At 73.6% G+C, this 14,883-nt stretch carries 13 protein-coding genes; 10 read left to right on the top strand and 3 right to left on the bottom strand.

All coding sequences use genetic code 11. The features are described from left to right. The 7 genes from mtrA to secA all read left to right on the top strand — a co-directional run bounded on the left by mtrA (position 1) and on the right by secA (position 10,470). The gene (gene mtrA / locus DWV08_RS07765) at positions 1-696 is read left to right on the top strand and encodes an MtrAB system response regulator MtrA (protein ID WP_115413270.1); all 696 of its coding nucleotides are present in this window, start codon (positions 1-3) and stop codon (positions 694-696) included. Between the two features lie 16 nt (positions 697-712). Further along, the gene (gene mtrB / locus DWV08_RS07760; RefSeq protein WP_115413269.1) at positions 713-2,428 is read left to right on the top strand and encodes an MtrAB system histidine kinase MtrB; all 1,716 of its coding nucleotides are present in this window, start codon (positions 713-715) and stop codon (positions 2,426-2,428) included. Then, a complete protein-coding gene (locus DWV08_RS07755; RefSeq protein ID WP_115413268.1) occupies positions 2,425-4,125 on the top strand; it encodes an LpqB family beta-propeller domain-containing protein in 1,701 nt (566 codons plus the stop codon). The genes mtrB and DWV08_RS07755 overlap by 4 nt, the downstream gene beginning before the upstream one ends. Before the next feature lie 152 nt (positions 4,126-4,277). After that, positions 4,278-5,084 (top strand): phosphoribosyltransferase family protein, encoded by an 807-nt coding sequence (locus DWV08_RS07750; protein WP_241237429.1) that lies wholly within the window; start codon positions 4,278-4,280, stop codon positions 5,082-5,084. Between the two features lie 166 nt (positions 5,085-5,250). Next, positions 5,251-5,913, top strand: coding sequence for a ribosome hibernation-promoting factor, HPF/YfiA family (gene hpf, locus DWV08_RS07745; RefSeq protein ID WP_115413267.1), 663 nt, complete (start codon positions 5,251-5,253; stop codon positions 5,911-5,913). Positions 5,914-6,044: 131 nt separating this feature from the next. Further along, positions 6,045-7,307: a winged helix-turn-helix domain-containing protein gene (locus DWV08_RS07740; RefSeq protein WP_115413266.1), complete on the top strand. Its 1,263-nt coding sequence runs from the start codon at positions 6,045-6,047 to the stop codon at positions 7,305-7,307. A gap of 97 nt (positions 7,308-7,404) precedes the next feature. After that, positions 7,405-10,470 carry a preprotein translocase subunit SecA gene (secA, locus tag DWV08_RS07735; protein WP_115413265.1) on the top strand — a complete coding sequence of 1,022 codons (3,066 nt, stop codon included), beginning with the start codon at positions 7,405-7,407 and terminating at the stop codon, positions 10,468-10,470. Position 10,471: 1 nt separating this feature from the next. Here secA and DWV08_RS07730 read toward each other — a convergent pair whose 3' ends face one another. Beyond that, positions 10,472-10,867: an Rv3235 family protein gene (locus DWV08_RS07730; RefSeq protein WP_115413264.1), complete on the bottom strand. Its 396-nt coding sequence runs from the start codon at positions 10,865-10,867 to the stop codon at positions 10,472-10,474. Next, positions 10,864-11,673, bottom strand: coding sequence for a LysM peptidoglycan-binding domain-containing protein (locus DWV08_RS07725; RefSeq protein WP_162801526.1), 810 nt, complete (start codon positions 11,671-11,673; stop codon positions 10,864-10,866). Before DWV08_RS07725 ends, DWV08_RS07730 begins: the two co-directional genes overlap by 4 nt. A 276-nt stretch (positions 11,674-11,949) precedes the next feature. Here DWV08_RS07725 and DWV08_RS07720 point away from each other — a divergent pair, with 276 nt between their 5' ends. Beyond that, positions 11,950-12,495, top strand: a complete 546-nt coding sequence (locus DWV08_RS07720) for a hypothetical protein (RefSeq protein WP_115413262.1) — start codon at positions 11,950-11,952, stop codon at positions 12,493-12,495. Positions 12,496-12,545: 50 nt separating this feature from the next. Here DWV08_RS07720 and DWV08_RS07715 read toward each other — a convergent pair whose 3' ends face one another. Further along, positions 12,546-12,785, bottom strand: coding sequence for a helix-turn-helix domain-containing protein (locus tag DWV08_RS07715; protein ID WP_115413261.1), 240 nt, complete (start codon positions 12,783-12,785; stop codon positions 12,546-12,548). A 220-nt stretch (positions 12,786-13,005) separates the two neighbouring features. On the opposite strand from DWV08_RS07715, the gene DWV08_RS07710 reads away from it, so the two are divergent. Next, a complete protein-coding gene (locus tag DWV08_RS07710) occupies positions 13,006-13,647 on the top strand; it encodes an SAF domain-containing protein (protein WP_115413260.1) in 642 nt (213 codons plus the stop codon). After that, entirely contained in the window at positions 13,644-14,879 is a 1,236-nt protein-coding gene (locus DWV08_RS07705) for a CpaE/TadZ family protein (protein WP_115413259.1), read from the top strand. The genes DWV08_RS07710 and DWV08_RS07705 overlap by 4 nt, the downstream gene beginning before the upstream one ends. Positions 14,880-14,883: the final 4 nt, after the last annotated feature.

Raw genomic sequence — 14,883 nt, 5'->3', positions numbered from 1 at the left:
ATGACGAGCATGACGACGGCTTCCCGGATTCTCGTGGTGGACGACGACCAGGCGATCGCCGAGATGGTCGGCATCGTCCTGCGCGGCAAGGGCTACGAGGTGGCGACCTCGCCCGACGGCGCCTCGGCGCTCGAGACCTTCCCCCGCCTGCGCCCCGACCTGGTGCTGCTGGACCTCATGCTCCCGGGCATGGACGGCATCGAGGTGTGCCGCCGCCTGCGCCGCGAGTCCGGCGTGCCGATCATCATGCTCACCGCCCGCACCGACACGGCCGACGTGGTCGAGGGCCTCGAGGCGGGCGCCGACGACTACCTCACCAAGCCCTTCGAGCCCGAGGAGCTGGTGGCGCGCATCAAGGCGCGGGTGCGCCGGGTGGACGCCCCCACCACCGAGCAGCTCGTCATCGGGGACCTCACCATCGACGTGGACGGCCACGAGGTGCGCCGCGCCGGGGAGCTGATCTCGCTCACCCCGCTCGAGTTCGACCTGCTCACGCAGCTGGCCCGCAAGCCCTGGCAGGTGTTCACCCGCGACGTGCTGCTGCGCGACGTGTGGGGCTACCGGCACAGCGCCGACACCCGCCTGGTGAACGTCCACGTGCAGCGCCTGCGCTCGAAGATCGAGCACGACCCGGAGAACCCGGCGATCGTGGTGACCGTGCGCGGCGTCGGCTACCGCGCCGGAGCCGGCTCCTGAGAGGCGCGGGAGGAGCGTGAGCAGCGCCGAGCAGGCGCCCGCGTCCGTGCCGCTCGACGTGCGCGCGGTGCTGGGCGCGGATCCGCGCAGCTGGCCGCTCGCGCTGCGGGTGGTGCTGGTGACCACCCTGCTCTCGATCGTCGCGCTGCTCACCGTGGGCGCCTACCTCTCCTCCGTGATCGCGGACGGCCTGTACGAGCAGCGCCGGGACCGGGTGCTCGAGGAGACGCTCGAGGTGCGCAGCGACCTCATCGACACGCTCACCCCGGTGGCGGGGGCCACCAGCACCCAGCAGCAGGACGCCATCAACGCCTTCGCCCAGACGGCCGGCGGGCAGGGCGGCGGCGACCGCCGGGAGGCGGCGCTGGTGCCGGTGGAGACCACCGGCACCGTCTTCCCCGTCGCCTCCTCCGACGGCACCTTTTTCGACGAGGTCGACGACGAGCTCTCCGCCGCCGTGGCCGAGAACCCGGACGCGATCTCGTGGCGCTCGATCGGGCGGGAGGACGCCGCCGGGAACACCGCTCCGGCGCTGCTGGTGGGCACGCGGGTGATGGTGCCCGGCGCGGGCTCCTACGATCTCTACCTGGTGTTCTCCCTGCAGGAGGAGCAGGAGACCCTCGCCTTCGTGCAGCGGGTGATCCTCGGGGGAGGGACGGTGCTGCTGGCCCTGATCGTGGGCATCGCGATCGTGGTGGCGCGCATGGTCACCACCCCGCTCAAGCGCGCCGCCCATGCCGCCGAGCGGATGGCGGCCGGCGATCTCACCAGCCGGGTGGAGGTCTCCGGCGCCGACGAGCTCGCCCGAGTGGGCGAGTCCTTCAACGACATGGCGCGCAGCCTCGAGCAGAAGGTCGAGGACCTCACCGAGCTCTCCCACGTCCAGCAGCGGTTCGTCTCCGACGTCTCCCACGAGCTGCGCACACCGCTGACCACGATCCGCATGGCCTCCTCGGTGCTCGACTCCCGCGGCGAGGAGCTGCCCCGCGACCTGCAGCGCACGGCGGAGCTGCTCTCCGCGCAGGTGCAGCGCTTCGAGGTGCTGCTCGCGGACCTGCTGGAGATCTCCCGCTTCGACGCCGGCGCGGCGGAGCTGGTAGCGCACCGCGAGGACATCGACGAGCTGGTGGAGCGGGCGATCGAGGACGTGCGCCCACTGGCGAACGCGCGCGGCTGCCTGCTGGACGTGCGTCCGGCCGGCGGCGACACGGAGGCGATGGTGGACGCGCGACGCATCGACCGGGTGCTGCGCAATCTGCTCACCAACGCGATCGAGCACGGCGCGGGACACCCTGTGCTGGTGCAGACCGCCTCGGACGACGAGGCCGTGGCCCTCGTGGTCCAGGACTACGGCCACGGCATCTCCCCGGAGGACGCCGAGCACGTCTTCGACCGGTTCTGGCGCGCGGACCCGTCCCGCGCACGGACCCTGGGCGGCACCGGACTGGGCCTGTCGATCTCGGTCGAGGACGCCCGTCTCCACGACGGCTGGCTGCAGGCCTGGGGCCAGGAGGGTGAGGGCGCCGTGTTCCGGTTGACGATCCCGCGGCGGCCCGGGGCCGTGCTGGCCCGTTCCCCGCTGCTGCTGGAGCGCTCCTTCGACCGGGCGGAGGCTGATGCCGCGGTGAGCGACACCCCCACCGGCGAGATCCGGATCGACCCCGGCCAGGTGCCGGACCTCGACGAGAGCGCCACCGGCCCCGAGACCCGCACCCCAGGAGGACCGCGATGAGACCCGCCCGTCGTTCGGTGCTGCGCGCGGCCGGTGCGGCCGCCGTGCTCGGCTTCGGCACGGCCTGCGCCCGCATCCCCACCGACTCGCCGATCTCGAGCCGCGAGCTCACCGGGCAGTCGCAGCCCGGCGCCCCGTACGTGCGGGCGCTGCCGCCGCCGGCGGACGCCACCGCACAGGAGGTCGTGGCCGGGTTCGTGCAGGCCGGAGTCGGCTCCGAGGACGACTTCGCCGTGGCGCGCTCGTACCTCACCGAGGAGGCCTCCCGGGACTGGGACCCCACCGCCCGGATCACGATCTACTCCGGCAGCCGGGAGCTCACGGTCGAGGAGGGCGAGGACGGCCGGCTCACGCTGGTTCTCGAGGTGGTCGCGCTGGTGGACGAGCGCGGCGTGCGCGGGCTGCTGTCCAGCCCGTCCTCGCGCGAGGTGGAGGTCTCGATCGAGCAGGTGGAGGAGCAGTGGCGCCTCAGCGAGGTGCCGGACGGCATCTTCCTCTCCGAGGCCGCCTTCGAGACGCTCTACGGGCCCGCCCGCCTGTACTTCCTCGACGCGCGGCGCCGCCACCTCGTGCCCGACCCCCGCTGGTTCCCGCTGCGCCGCGGGGCGGAGGCCGTGCTGGAGGGACTGGCCGGCGGTCCCTCCGCGTACCTGGACGGCGCGGTCGTCAACGAGCTGCCCCAGCTGCCGGGCGTCTCCGAGGCGGTCCTCAGCACGGGCGTGGACGGCATCGCGAGGATCGCCGTGCCCGCTCCGGTCGCGGACCTCCCCACCGCGCAGCGCGCGCTGGCCCTGTCCCAGCTGGAGGCGTCGCTGCGCTCCCTGCGCACCCTCTCCGGGGTGCGCCTGGTGCTGGACGGGGAGGACGTGACCCTGGACGAGGAGAGCCGCATCGAGCGCGCCCTGCCCGGTCACCGACCGATCGCGGCCGGGCCCACCGGGGTGATCTCGCTGTCCGACCCCGCGGCCGAGGAGCCGGAGCAGCTGGTGCCCGACTTCGCCGAGGCCGCAGTCGACTCCCCGGTGATCGCGCAGGACGGCGTGCTCGCCGCGGCGCTCGCGCAGGACGGCTCCGGCGTGCTGATCGCCACCACGGACGGCTCCCTGGAGGCCCGGGAGGCGGCGACCGGCGGCACCTTCGTGGCCCCGCGGGTGGACGACGCCGGCTACGTGTGGACCTCCACCCGCACCAGCCCCGGGGCGCTGCTGGCGCTGGCGGGGACGGACTCGGACCGCGACGCCAAGGTGGACGCCCCCTGGCTCGCGGGACGCGAGGTGCGAGGCCTGGACGTCGCGGCGGACGCCACCCGCATGATCGTGCTCTCGGCGGATTCCGCCGGGGCCCGCGTGGACCTGTGCGCCGTGGTGCGCGACGCGGACGGGGCACCCGCCTCGCTCACGGAGCCGATGGTGGTGCGCACCTTCCTGGACGACGTCACCCAGGCGGCCTGGTACGACGAGCTCGCGCTGATCGTGCTGGGCACCGAGCCCTCGAGCCGGGAGCGCCGAGGACAGATCGTGGACGTGGTGAGCGGGCAGGAGCCCCTGGCCGCGCTCGAGCCCGGCACCGACCGGATCGCGGGCTCGGCGGTGGCCGAGGCCGTGTGGGCAGGGACCACCGACGGCGCGCTGCTGCGCGGCACCGGCGACGGCTGGACCGAGGTCGCCCTGCAGGGCCACGACCCCTCGTTCTACTGAGCGCGCGGCGGCCAGCTCGTCGCCCCTCCGCCCAGGGCGCGCCCGGCGGCGCGTGATCGCCCGGCGCGGACCACTGCTCCTCCCCACCGTCATCCCTCCACCTCCCGGCGCCGGTGCGTGCACGGCGCGGGCGAGGGTGCTGTGCTCGAGCGATGACGACATCGACGCGGCACCCGCCGCTGTGGCGCGAGATCCTCGCGCACACCTGCTCCCTGGTGGCCCCGCGCTGCTGCCCCTGCGGGCGGGAGGGCAGCTGGCTGTGCGGCCGGTGCGAGACCCTGCTGCGGGCGGCGCCGGTGCGGGTGGAGGCCTGCTGCGACGCCCTCCAGGTGCTCGCCGAGGCCCGGGTGCGGGAGGAGCGGCGCGGGCGCGAGGTGCTGCCGGTCGGCGTGGACCACGCCCCGCTGCTGCCGGTGCTGGCACTGGGGGAGTACGGCGGGCCCCTGCAGGCGATGGTGCTGGCGTGGAAGAACGGCGGGATGCTCCACCTGGGCTCCCGGATCGCGCCCGCCCTCGCCCCGGCGGTCGCGCAGCTCGCTGCGGAGTCCGGGGTCGCTCCCCCCGCCCTGGTGCCGGTGCCCTCCCGCCGTGCGGCCCGGCTGCGACGCGGGGAGGACCACACCGCGGAGCTGGTGCGGGCGCTGGCGCGCACCGGCGCCGGGCGGGCGCTGCTGCTGCCCGCGCGGCCCACCACCGCCCAGGACGGTCTCGGCGCCCGGCAGCGTCGCGCCCGTCGGATCCGTCTCGAGGGGCGCCGGGCGCGCGAGGAGGGCCGCCGAGCACGGCCGGTGGTGATCGTCGACGACGTGGTCACCACCGGGGCGACGCTGCGCGGCATGCACGAGGCGCTGACTGCGCACGGGATGCGCGTGCTGGGCGCGGTGGTGGTGGCCGCGGCGCGCCTCCCCGACGGCGACGCCGAGGTGCTCGGGGACGCGCAGGGGCCGGTGGCCGGGTGAGGGCCGGGGGACGAACGCCCGGGAAAGTTCCAGGGAATCGTGGCATGCTTGTGTCACTCGCCACATCAGGGCGGGACCCCCTTCCGAAGGAGGTGCGACACCCAGCCGAAGAGCCATCGCGGCCGGGCTCCGAGCGGCCGCACCCGGATAGGAGGAGTACTCACTCATGGAGATCAACGTCGTCGGACGCCACATGGACGTCCCGGATCGTTTCCGCCGTCATCTCACCGACAAGCTCGACAAGGTCACCCAGTTCGCTCCCGCGGCCCTCCGCGTGGACGTCGAGATCTCACAGGAGAAGAACCCCAGGCAGGCAGAGCTCAGCGACCGCGTGGAGCTCACCGTGCACGAGAACGGTGCGGTGATCCGCTCCGAGGCCCGTGCGGACGATCTCTACGGCGCGCTCGACATCGCCTACGGCAAGCTTCTGGAACGTCTCCGCCGCGCCCGTGACCGGCGCAAGGACCACCGTCGAGGACGGGACCGCGCGCACCAGGGCGCCGGGGCGAGCCTGCGGACGATGCCCGCGGACCAGGAGCTCCCTGCCGCGCTGCGCGAGGAGCAGCCGGAGCCGGTCGAGGCGTCCGGGCAGGCGGCGCCGGAGAACGAGACCGATCTCGCCGAGGCGGGCAGCCCGGTGGTGATCCGCGAGAAGAAGCACTCCGCGAAGCCGATGAGCGTCGACGACGCGCTCTACCGCATGGAGCTCGTGGGGCACGACTTCTTCCTGTTCATGGATGCCGAGTCCCATACCCCGAAGGTGGTCTACCGCCGCAGAGGCTGGAACTACGGTGTCCTCGAGCTCGACTCCGAGCTGACCACGTCCTGATCTTCCTCCGGGGAGCCGAGGGCGGGAGGAGCGCGCAGGCGCCCTCCCGCCCTCGATCGTGCACGCCGCCGGCACACCGCACGCGGCGCGCCGCGGACGTGCCGCACGTCGCCCCACCTCACGGACGGACCATGACCGAGACCCTCACCTGGACCACGGCCCGACGGATCGCACTGCGTGCGCAGGGTCTGGGACCGGCCCGCCGCGCCGACACCCCGGGCCCGGCGGCCAGCCGGCGCGCGCTCGCCCGCACCCTCGAGAGCACCCACCTGCTGCAGATCGACTCGGTGAGCGTCTTCGCACGGGCGCACCACCTGCCGGTCTACACACGCAGCGGGCCCTGGGCCCCGTCGGCACTGGAGCGTGCTGTGCGCCCCGGCCCGACGCGCAGCCTGCGCGAGAGCTTCGCCCACGAGGCGGCCTTCGCCACCGAGGACGTGCACCGGCTGCTCGCCTTCCGCCGCCGCACCGTCTCCGAGCGGGACTGGGGCGCGCTGCGCGAGATCGCCACCTCCTCCCCGCAGCTGTTCGACCGCATCCGGGCCGTGCTCGCCGAGCTCGGGCCCGCCAGCGCCGCCGAGGTCTCCGCCCACCTGGGCGACACCGAGCGCGGCGAGGGCTGGGGGTGGCGCCGCACCTCCACGCAGTGGGCGGTGGAGTACCTGTTCCGCACCGGGGCGCTGGACTGCGTGGGCCGCTCGGCCCAGTTCGAGCGGCTGTACCGGGTGGCGGAGGCGGAGGAGGCACCGGTGGACGAGCCGGCCGCGCTGCGGGCGCTGGTGGAGAAGGCGGCGCGGTCGCTCGGCGTGGCGGAGCCCGGCTCCCTCGCCGACTACTTCCGCCTGCGCCGGCGGGAGGTGACCCCCGCGCTCCAGGAGCTGGTTGACGAGGGAACGCTGAGCGAGGTGACCGTGACCCACCCCGCCGGCGCACGCACGATGCTGCGCCACCGCGACGCCCCGTCCCCCACCCCGCTGCGGGTGGCGGCGCTGGTGAGCCCCTTCGACCCCCTCGTGTTCCACCGGCCCCGGCTCGCGCACCTCTTCGACGTCGACTACCGGATCGGCATCTACACCCCGGCCGCGAAGCGCACCACCGGCTACTACTCGCTGCTGTTCCTGCTCGGGGACGTGATCCCCGCGCGGGTCGACCTGCGTGCGGACAGGGCGGCCGGGGTGCTCGAGGTGCGCGGCAGCTTCCGCGAGCCGCTCCCGCACCTGCCCGCGCGGCAGCGCCCGTCGGCGCCGGGCATCGCGGAGGCGCTCGCCGCGGAGCTGCGCCGCGCCGCACGGTGGCAGGGCCTGGACGGGATCGAGGTGCGCACCGGCGACGGGACCGGGGAGCTCTCCGCACCGCTCGCCGCCGCGCTCGCCGAGGGGCCCGCCACGGGGTGAGGAAACGCGCAGGTGGTCACCTTCGCGCACCTCGACGCTTACGATGGGTCAGGCACATGCCGCCCGCCGGGCGGAGACGCGATCTACGGGAGCACGAGTGGTCAACCTCTTCGACAAGATCCTGCGGGCCGGCGAGGGCCGGGAGCGCCGCAGGCTCGAAGCCATCGCCCAGCGAGTGGGAGAGGCGGAGGACGTCTTCGGCGAGCTCACCGACGAGGAGCTCCGTGCCGAGACCGGCCACTTCAAGGAGCGCCTCGCCGACGGCGAGACCCTGGACGACATCCAGGTCGAGGCGTTCGCCGCCGTGCGCGAGGCCGCGCACCGCACCCTCGGCCAGCGCCCCTACGACGTGCAGATCATGGGCGGTGCCGCCCTGCACCGCGGCCGCATCGCCGAGATGAAGACGGGCGAGGGCAAGACCCTCGTCGCCACGTTGCCCGCCTACCTCAACGCCCTCGCCGGCGGCGGCGTGCACATCGTCACCGTCAACGACTACCTCGCCGGCTACCAGAGCGACCTGATGGGGCGGGTGTTCCGGTTCCTGGGCCTCACCACCGGCGTGATCAAGTCCGGCATGAGCCCCGCGGAGCGGCGCGAGCAGTACGCGGCGGACATCACCTACGGCACCAACAACGAGTTCGGGTTCGACTACCTGCGCGACAACATGGCGCTGAAGCCCGAGGACCGGGTGCAGCGCGGGCACGCCTTCGCGATCGTGGACGAGGTGGACTCGATCCTCATCGACGAGGCCCGCACCCCGCTGATCATTTCCGGCCCCGGCTCCGGGGACGCCAACAAGTGGTTCAGCGAGTTCGCGAAGGTCGTGACGCTGCTGCGCCGCGACCGCGACTACGAGGTGGACGAGAAGAAGCGCACCGTGGGCGTGCTCGAGTCCGGCATCGACAAGGTCGAGGACCACCTGGGCATCGAGAACCTCTACGAGTCGCTGAACACTCCGCTGATCGGGTTCCTGAACAACGCCATCAAGGCGAAGGAGCTGTTCAAGCGGGACAAGGACTACGTGGTCCTCAACGGCGAGGTGATGATCGTCGACGAGCACACCGGCCGCATCCTCGCCGGCCGCCGCTACAACGAGGGCATGCATCAGGCCATCGAGGCCAAGGAGGGGGTGAAGATCAAGGCGGAGAACCAGACCCTCGCCACGATCACCCTCCAGAACTACTTCAAGCAGTACGAGAAGCTCTCCGGCATGACCGGCACGGCCGAGACCGAGGCCGCCGAGTTCATGAACACCTATCAGCTCGGCGTGGTCCCGATCCCGACCCACCGCCCGATGCAGCGCGAGGACTGCGCGGATCGCATCTACCGCACCGAGAAGGCGAAGTTCGACGCGGTGGTCGAGGACATCGTGGAGCGGCACGAGAAGGGCCAGCCGGTGCTGGTGGGCACCACCAGCGTCGAGAAGTCCGAGTACCTGGGCAAGCTGCTCACCGCGCAGGGCGTGGAGCACGAGGTGCTCAACGCCAAGAACCATGCCGGGGAGGCCGCGATCGTCGCGATGGCGGGCGCCAAGGGCGCCGTCACCGTCGCCACCAACATGGCCGGCCGCGGCACCGACATCATGCTGGGCGGCAACGTCGAGTTCATGGCGCACGCCGAGCTCGAGAAGCGCGGGCTGGACCCGGAGGAGGACCAGGAGGCCTATGACGCCGCCTGGGCCGAGGAGCTCGAGCGCGCCAAGGACGCGGTCGCCGAGCAGCACGACGAGGTGGTGGAGCTCGGCGGTCTGTACGTGCTGGGCACCGAGCGGCACGAGTCCCGCCGCATCGACAACCAGCTGCGCGGCCGCTCCGGTCGCCAGGGCGATCCCGGCGAGTCCCGCTTCTACCTCTCGCTGCAGGACGATCTGATGCGCCTGTTCAACTCCGGCGCCGCCGAGTCCCTGCTCGCCCGCGGCGGCGTGGACGAGTCCATCCCGCTCACCGGACGCATGGTGACCGGCGCGATCCAGCGGGCGCAGAACTCCATCGAGTCGCGCAACGCCGAGATCCGCAAGAACGTGCTGAAGTACGACGACGTCCTCACCAAGCAGCGCAGGAAGTTCTACGAGGAGCGTTCGCGGATCCTCGAGGGCGAGGACCTCGAGGAGCACGTGGAGCGGTTCATCGAGGAGGTCATCGGCGGGACCGTCGACGCCCACACCCGCGGGAAGACCCCGGAGGACGTCGACCTCGAGGAGCTGTGGGGCGCGCTGCGGCCGGCCTACCCGGTCTCCCTCACCGCCGAGGAGCTCATCGAAGAGGTGGGCGGCAAGGAGAACCTCTCGGCGAGCGTCCTGCGCGAGGAGATCCTGGCCGACGCCCGCGTCGCCTACGAGGCCCGCCGCGAGGAGCTGGGCGAGGAGGGCCTCGCGCAGCTGCAGCGCCGCGTGCTGCTGTCCGTGCTGGATCGCCGCTGGCGCGAGCACCTCTACGAGATGGACTACCTCAAGGAGGGCATCGGCCTGCGCGCGATGGCGCAGCGCGATCCGCTCATCGAGTACGAGCGCGAGGGCCACCTCATGTTCAACGACATGATGGCCGGGGTGAAGGAGGACGTGGTCGGCTACGTCTACCACCTCGAGGTGCAGGTCGAGAAGGCGCAGCCGGTGGTGCCCAAGGCGGTCAGCGACCTGCTGGCCGGTGCCACGCGCACTGCCCGCAGGGCGGCGTCCGCGGCGGCCGCGTCCACGGCGGGCGCCTCCACAGCGGCCGCGGCCGAGGAATCGGACCACGCCGCCGAGGCGACCTCCCCGGCCGCCGGGCCCGACGACGAGGGGACCGGCGCGGTGCGGGGCGACGACGGCGACGGCGGCGAGGACGGCGCTGGCGGTGCGACGCCGGACGAGTCCGCGGCGCCGTCCGACGACGGCGTGGAGGGGACGGACGAGCGTTCCGCGCAGCTGGCCCAGGAGAGCACGGTCGTGCTGCGTGCCAAGGGGCTGGACGACGGCCCTGCGGACCGCCAGCTGCGCTACAGCTCCGCCGAGGGCAGCGACGTCCAGGATTCGTCGACGCTCTCGCGCGCCCAGCGCCGTCATCAGGCCCGCCACCGTCACGGCAGCGAGGGCGGCTCCCACGACACCGTGCAGGACAAGCCCGAGGGTGCGCCGCAGGGTGCGGGGCAGAATCGCGCGCAGCGTCGCGCGAAGCGACGCCGCTGACTCATCCGACCTCCAGCACGGTCACCCGCCAGCCCGTGTGCCGCAGTTCCCATCGCATCGCGAGGAAGCGGGCACGGTCCGGCTCGCGCAGCACGCAGCTCGCCTCGACCGTGTGCTCGTTGACCACGCAGATGCGCACCCCGCTCACCACGAGCTGACGGGGCGGCGCGTAGCCGGTGGACGCCCGCAGTCGACGGGTGAGGGCGGCGCGGCGCGCGAGCGCGTGGGAGACTTCCGGGGTCACCAGTCGTGACAGCGAGTTTTCGGGGCGCATGTCCCGGATGATCTCCACCGCGCGGCGCGCCACCGGGGCGACGAGCTGTTCGACGGAGTGAGGATCCTCCGCGTCGAGATGCGGGGCGGAGGTGTGGGCGGGGCGCTGGTCGGTGGTGGTCATGACTCGTCCTGTGTGGTCAGTGCGGAGGGGATGAGCAGCTCCTGCCCGGGGCGGAGCAGATCGGGGTCCGCCCCGATCCGGTCGCGGTTCGCCTCGTGCAGCAGCGGCCAGGTCGCGGCGACGAGCGCCGGATCGGAGCCGTCGGGGTCGACGAGATCCTCGGAGATGCTCCAGAGGCTGTCGCCGTCCTGCACCACGACGGTGCGCGCCGTCGCGGGGTCGGAGGGCCCTGCGGCCGGGTCGGTGTCCTGCGGCTCCGGGGCGGTCTCCCTGGTCTCCTCGCCGGTGGAGTCGTCCGGGGCCGTCCCCGACCACCCCAGCGAGGGCAGCGGAGCGGCCGCCCCCTGCCCGGTCGCCCCGGAGGCGGGCCGGTCCCCGGCCGCCTCGGGTGCCGGAGCGGGATCGTGGTGTTCGGCCGGAGGCAGCTCGGCGCTGGACGCCGGCACCGAGCTCTGCTCGGAGGGCTCGTCGGGAATCGTGAGCTGTGAGGCGAACGAGGAGCTCAGCGTGAGGGCCGTGGCGGCGGTGGCCACGGCCGCTCCGGTGGCGACTCGACGGGCGAGACGCGGCGCGAGGACGCGCAGCGGGGCCAGCAGCGTCCGGCCCGCGCGGGTGGCGGGGCCGAGGGTGACCACGGTCGCCGCCAACGCCCAGATCGCTGTGAGGTAGAGGCAGAGCAGCCCGCCCATCAGTGCCAGAGCCAGGAGCACCCAGGCGATCAGCGCCTCGCTGCTCGGCGAGGCCAGGGCCGTGGTGCGCAGTGAGGCGGAGGTCGCCCCCATGGCCAGTGCGCCGGCGGCGGCCACCGCCGCGCACAGCAGGAGAGTGGACGGTCGTGTCGGCGTCTCCGGCGCCGATGCCGGTCGTGTCGTGTCCTCACGCATGGGTCCCCCGGACGTCGTGGTCGTCGCGCCCTCACCACCACATCGCAAATGATGCAGTTTGATGCAGTTTGAGGACTGATGATGTCTCTAGAAGCAAAGTAGCGGCACGTGATCCAGAACGCAATTCGTCCAGGACGCGATGTGGATCCGTGGGGGTCGGGGAGGGCGGGTGGTGCGGTGCGGTCCTAGAGTGGGGCCATGCGATTCGAGCGGATCTTCGACGACCTCGAGGGGCAGTTCGCGCACCAGGAGGAGCAGGAGGTGCGGGCGGTCTCCGAGGACCTCGCCCGGGCGGAGCAGGCGCAGCTCACGCTCGCGGACAGGCTGCGCGGTGCGCAGGGTCGAGCGGTGGTCCTCCATGTCGGGGACGGGCTGCGCGTGGACGGAACGGTGGAGGAGGTCGGCGCGGACTGGGTCGCGCTCGCGGGGGAGAGCGGTGCGCGCCGAGCCGTGGTGCCGCTGCCGGCGATCGCCGTGGTCGAAGGGCTGCCCGCACGGGCCCGCCCGGCCGAGGAGGCGCTGCGCTCACCCCGCGGGCTGGGGTCGGTGCTGCGCGGGATCGCCCGCGATCGCAGCGTGGTGCGGCTGGAGACCGCCGCGGGTGCACTGAACGGACGCATCGCCTCGGTGGGCGCGGACGCGCTCGAGGTCAGGACGCTCCCCACGGGGGAACCGACGCCGGTGCCGGGGTCCGCCAGGATCACGCTCACCGTCTCCGCGTTGCGGGCCGTGCTGCTGCGCTGACGGACCGGAGGCGAGGGCCGGGCCCGCGACGGATCGGGGCGATGCCCGGCTCAGCTCTGCGGCGAGGACCCCGTCCGCTCCTGAGCGCGCTCCTGCTCGAGGAAGGCCGCGGTGGCCGCGTAGCTGCGCTCGATGTAGGACTCGATCTCGGTCACCTCGACGCGCCACTGGCCGCGACCGCCCACCTTGATCGCCCGCAGCTCGCCGGAGCGCACCAGGGCATAGGCCTGCGACGCGGAGATGGAGAGCATCTCCGCGACGTCGCTGAGCGGGACGAAACGTGCCGACATCGAGGGTCCTTCCTGTCGATCGCCCCGGCGAGGGGCGAGGACAGTCTCTCATCCCCGGTCCGATGTCCGGGAGTGGCCTGTGGACGGCCGCGCCGCCCGGCGCCGACGACGGTGTTCATCCACAATGTGTGCGGAGCTCGCCCCTCCGCGGCGTCCCTGGCGTAACCTCCCGGAGAGATCCGGGCCGCACCAGGCCGAGCCGACGGGGGAGGAGACGGCAGTGGGGGCCACCGCAGCCATGATGAGACTGCGCCGGCCACGATGGAGGGACCCGCGACTGATCGTGGGGATCGTGCTGGTCGTGGCGAGCGTGCTGATGGGAGCCGTGCTCGTGTCGCGGCTGTCCGAGACCACCTCGGTGCTGGTCGCGAGATCAGCGGTGGTGCCCGGGGACCCGCTCGACGCTGCGGACCTGGTCGTCGTGGACCTGCGGCTCGGCGAGCAGACGGGGGAGTACGTGGGCACCCTCGATGCCGTGCCGGAGGGGGCGGTGGCGACCCGGGCGATCCCGGCGGGCGAGCTGGTGCCCGTCTCCGCGGTGGGACAGCCGGCGGAGGTCACCCTGCGTCCGGTGGTGATCCCCGTGGAGGCCTCGGTGGCCGAATCCGTGGCCCCCGGCGCCACCGTGGAGCTCTGGCACACCTCCCCGGCCGCCGACGACGGCACCGAGGCGCAGGCGGCGATGCTCGTCCCCGAGGCGGTGGTGCGCAGGATCGACGAGGGCAGCTCGCTGGGCATGCGGTCGATGTCGGTGGAGGTGCTGGTGCCCGCGGAGAGCCTCGACGAGGTGCTCGTGGTGCTCTCCGAGGACGAACGTCTCGACGTCATCGGCGTGCCCGGCGCGCAGGAGCTCGCGCCGTGATCGACATCGTGCTGTGCGCCTCGGGCAGCGATGAGGTGCGCATCGTCCACGACCTCGCCACCGACAGGAGCCGCCCCGCCCGCGTGGTGCGCCGCTGCGCGGACCTCGCCGAGACGCTCGCGGTCGCGGCCGCCGGCATCGGGGACGCGGTGCTCATCGATCTCACCGTGCGCGGGCTCGGCCGCGACGCGCTCGCCTCCCTGCTGCGCGAGGCGGCCGTGGTGGGGCTGCGCCCCGAGGACTCCCCGGAGACCACCTCGCTGGGCCTGCGTCACATGGTCCCCGCCCACGCCCCGGTGGAGGAGATCCTCGCCGCGGTCGAGGCCGCGGTGCACGGGGAGACGGAGGAGTCCGAGGCATGGGTGCAGGAGGCCGCGGTCGAGGAGACCAGCCCGAGGGGACGGCTGCTGGCCGTCTGGGGCCCCGTCGGCGCCCCCGGACGGTCCACCATCGCCGTGAACCTCGCCGCCGAGGCCGCCGCGGCCGGCCAGGAGACCGTGCTCGTGGACGCGGACACCTACGGTCCCGCCCTCAGCCAGGTGCTCGGCGTGCTCGACGAGGCGCCCGGACTGGTCGCGGCCGCACGCTCGCATGATCGTGACGCGCTGGACGCGGAGACGCTGGAGTCCCTCCTGCCGCAGGTCCAGCCCGGCCTCCGCCTGCTCAGCGGCATCGGTGTGCCCGGGCGCTGGGCGGAGCTGCGACGCACTGCGCTGGACGGGGTGTGGGGCGCGCTCGCGCGCCGCGGGGAGCTGGTGATCGCGGACGTCGCCCCCGTGCTCGAGGAGGACGAGGAGCTCAGCTACGACACCGCCGCCCCGCAGCGGAACGCCGCGACGCTCAGCACGCTCGACGCGGCCGATGCGGTGCTCGCTGTGGTGAGCGCGGATCCGGTGAGCACCACCCGCCTGCTGCGGGAGCAGTCCCGGCTCGCGGAGCTGGGCGTCGAGGAGCTGCACGTGGTGGTCAACCGTGTGGGCTCCCCGGTGCCCGGGGAGCGGCTGCGCGAACTGATCGCCTCCCGCCTGCCGGTGGCCTCCCTGACCCTTCTGCCCGACGACCCGGTCGCCTGCCGCACCGCCGCGTGGGACGGTGCGCTGCTGGCCGAGGCGGCGCCCCGCTCCGCGCTGCGACGGGGCCTGCGCGACCTCGCCGCCTCGGAGGCGGTGCGCGGCACGCTCGGCGGCGAGCGCGCGGCGAGCGTCGAGGAGCCCGTGGACGCGACGCGGTGAGAGG

Source organism: Brachybacterium saurashtrense, from assembly GCF_003355475.1.
Classification (GTDB): Bacteria; Actinomycetota; Actinomycetes; order Actinomycetales; family Dermabacteraceae; genus Brachybacterium; species Brachybacterium saurashtrense.
Note: the sequence above shows the minus strand (reverse complement) of the source record. Positions and strands in the feature narration are given on the sequence as shown.

Bases quoted from the DNA above. Each gene is read 5' to 3' on its own strand.
- DWV08_RS07740 (WP_115413266.1), top strand. From the start codon at position 6,045: ATGACCGAGACCCTCACCTGGACCACGGCCCGACGGATCGCACTGCGT.
- DWV08_RS07750 (WP_241237429.1), top strand. From the start codon at position 4,278: ATGACGACATCGACGCGGCACCCGCCGCTGTGGCGCGAGATCCTCGCG.
- DWV08_RS07730 (WP_115413264.1), bottom strand. From the start codon at position 10,867: ATGACCACCACCGACCAGCGCCCCGCCCACACCTCCGCCCCGCATCTC.
- DWV08_RS07715 (WP_115413261.1), bottom strand. From the start codon at position 12,785: ATGTCGGCACGTTTCGTCCCGCTCAGCGACGTCGCGGAGATGCTCTCC.
- DWV08_RS07755 (WP_115413268.1), top strand. From the start codon at position 2,425: ATGAGACCCGCCCGTCGTTCGGTGCTGCGCGCGGCCGGTGCGGCCGCC.
- DWV08_RS07720 (WP_115413262.1), top strand. From the start codon at position 11,950: ATGCGATTCGAGCGGATCTTCGACGACCTCGAGGGGCAGTTCGCGCAC.
- mtrA (WP_115413270.1), top strand. From the start codon at position 1: ATGACGAGCATGACGACGGCTTCCCGGATTCTCGTGGTGGACGACGAC.
- hpf (WP_115413267.1), top strand. From the start codon at position 5,251: ATGGAGATCAACGTCGTCGGACGCCACATGGACGTCCCGGATCGTTTC.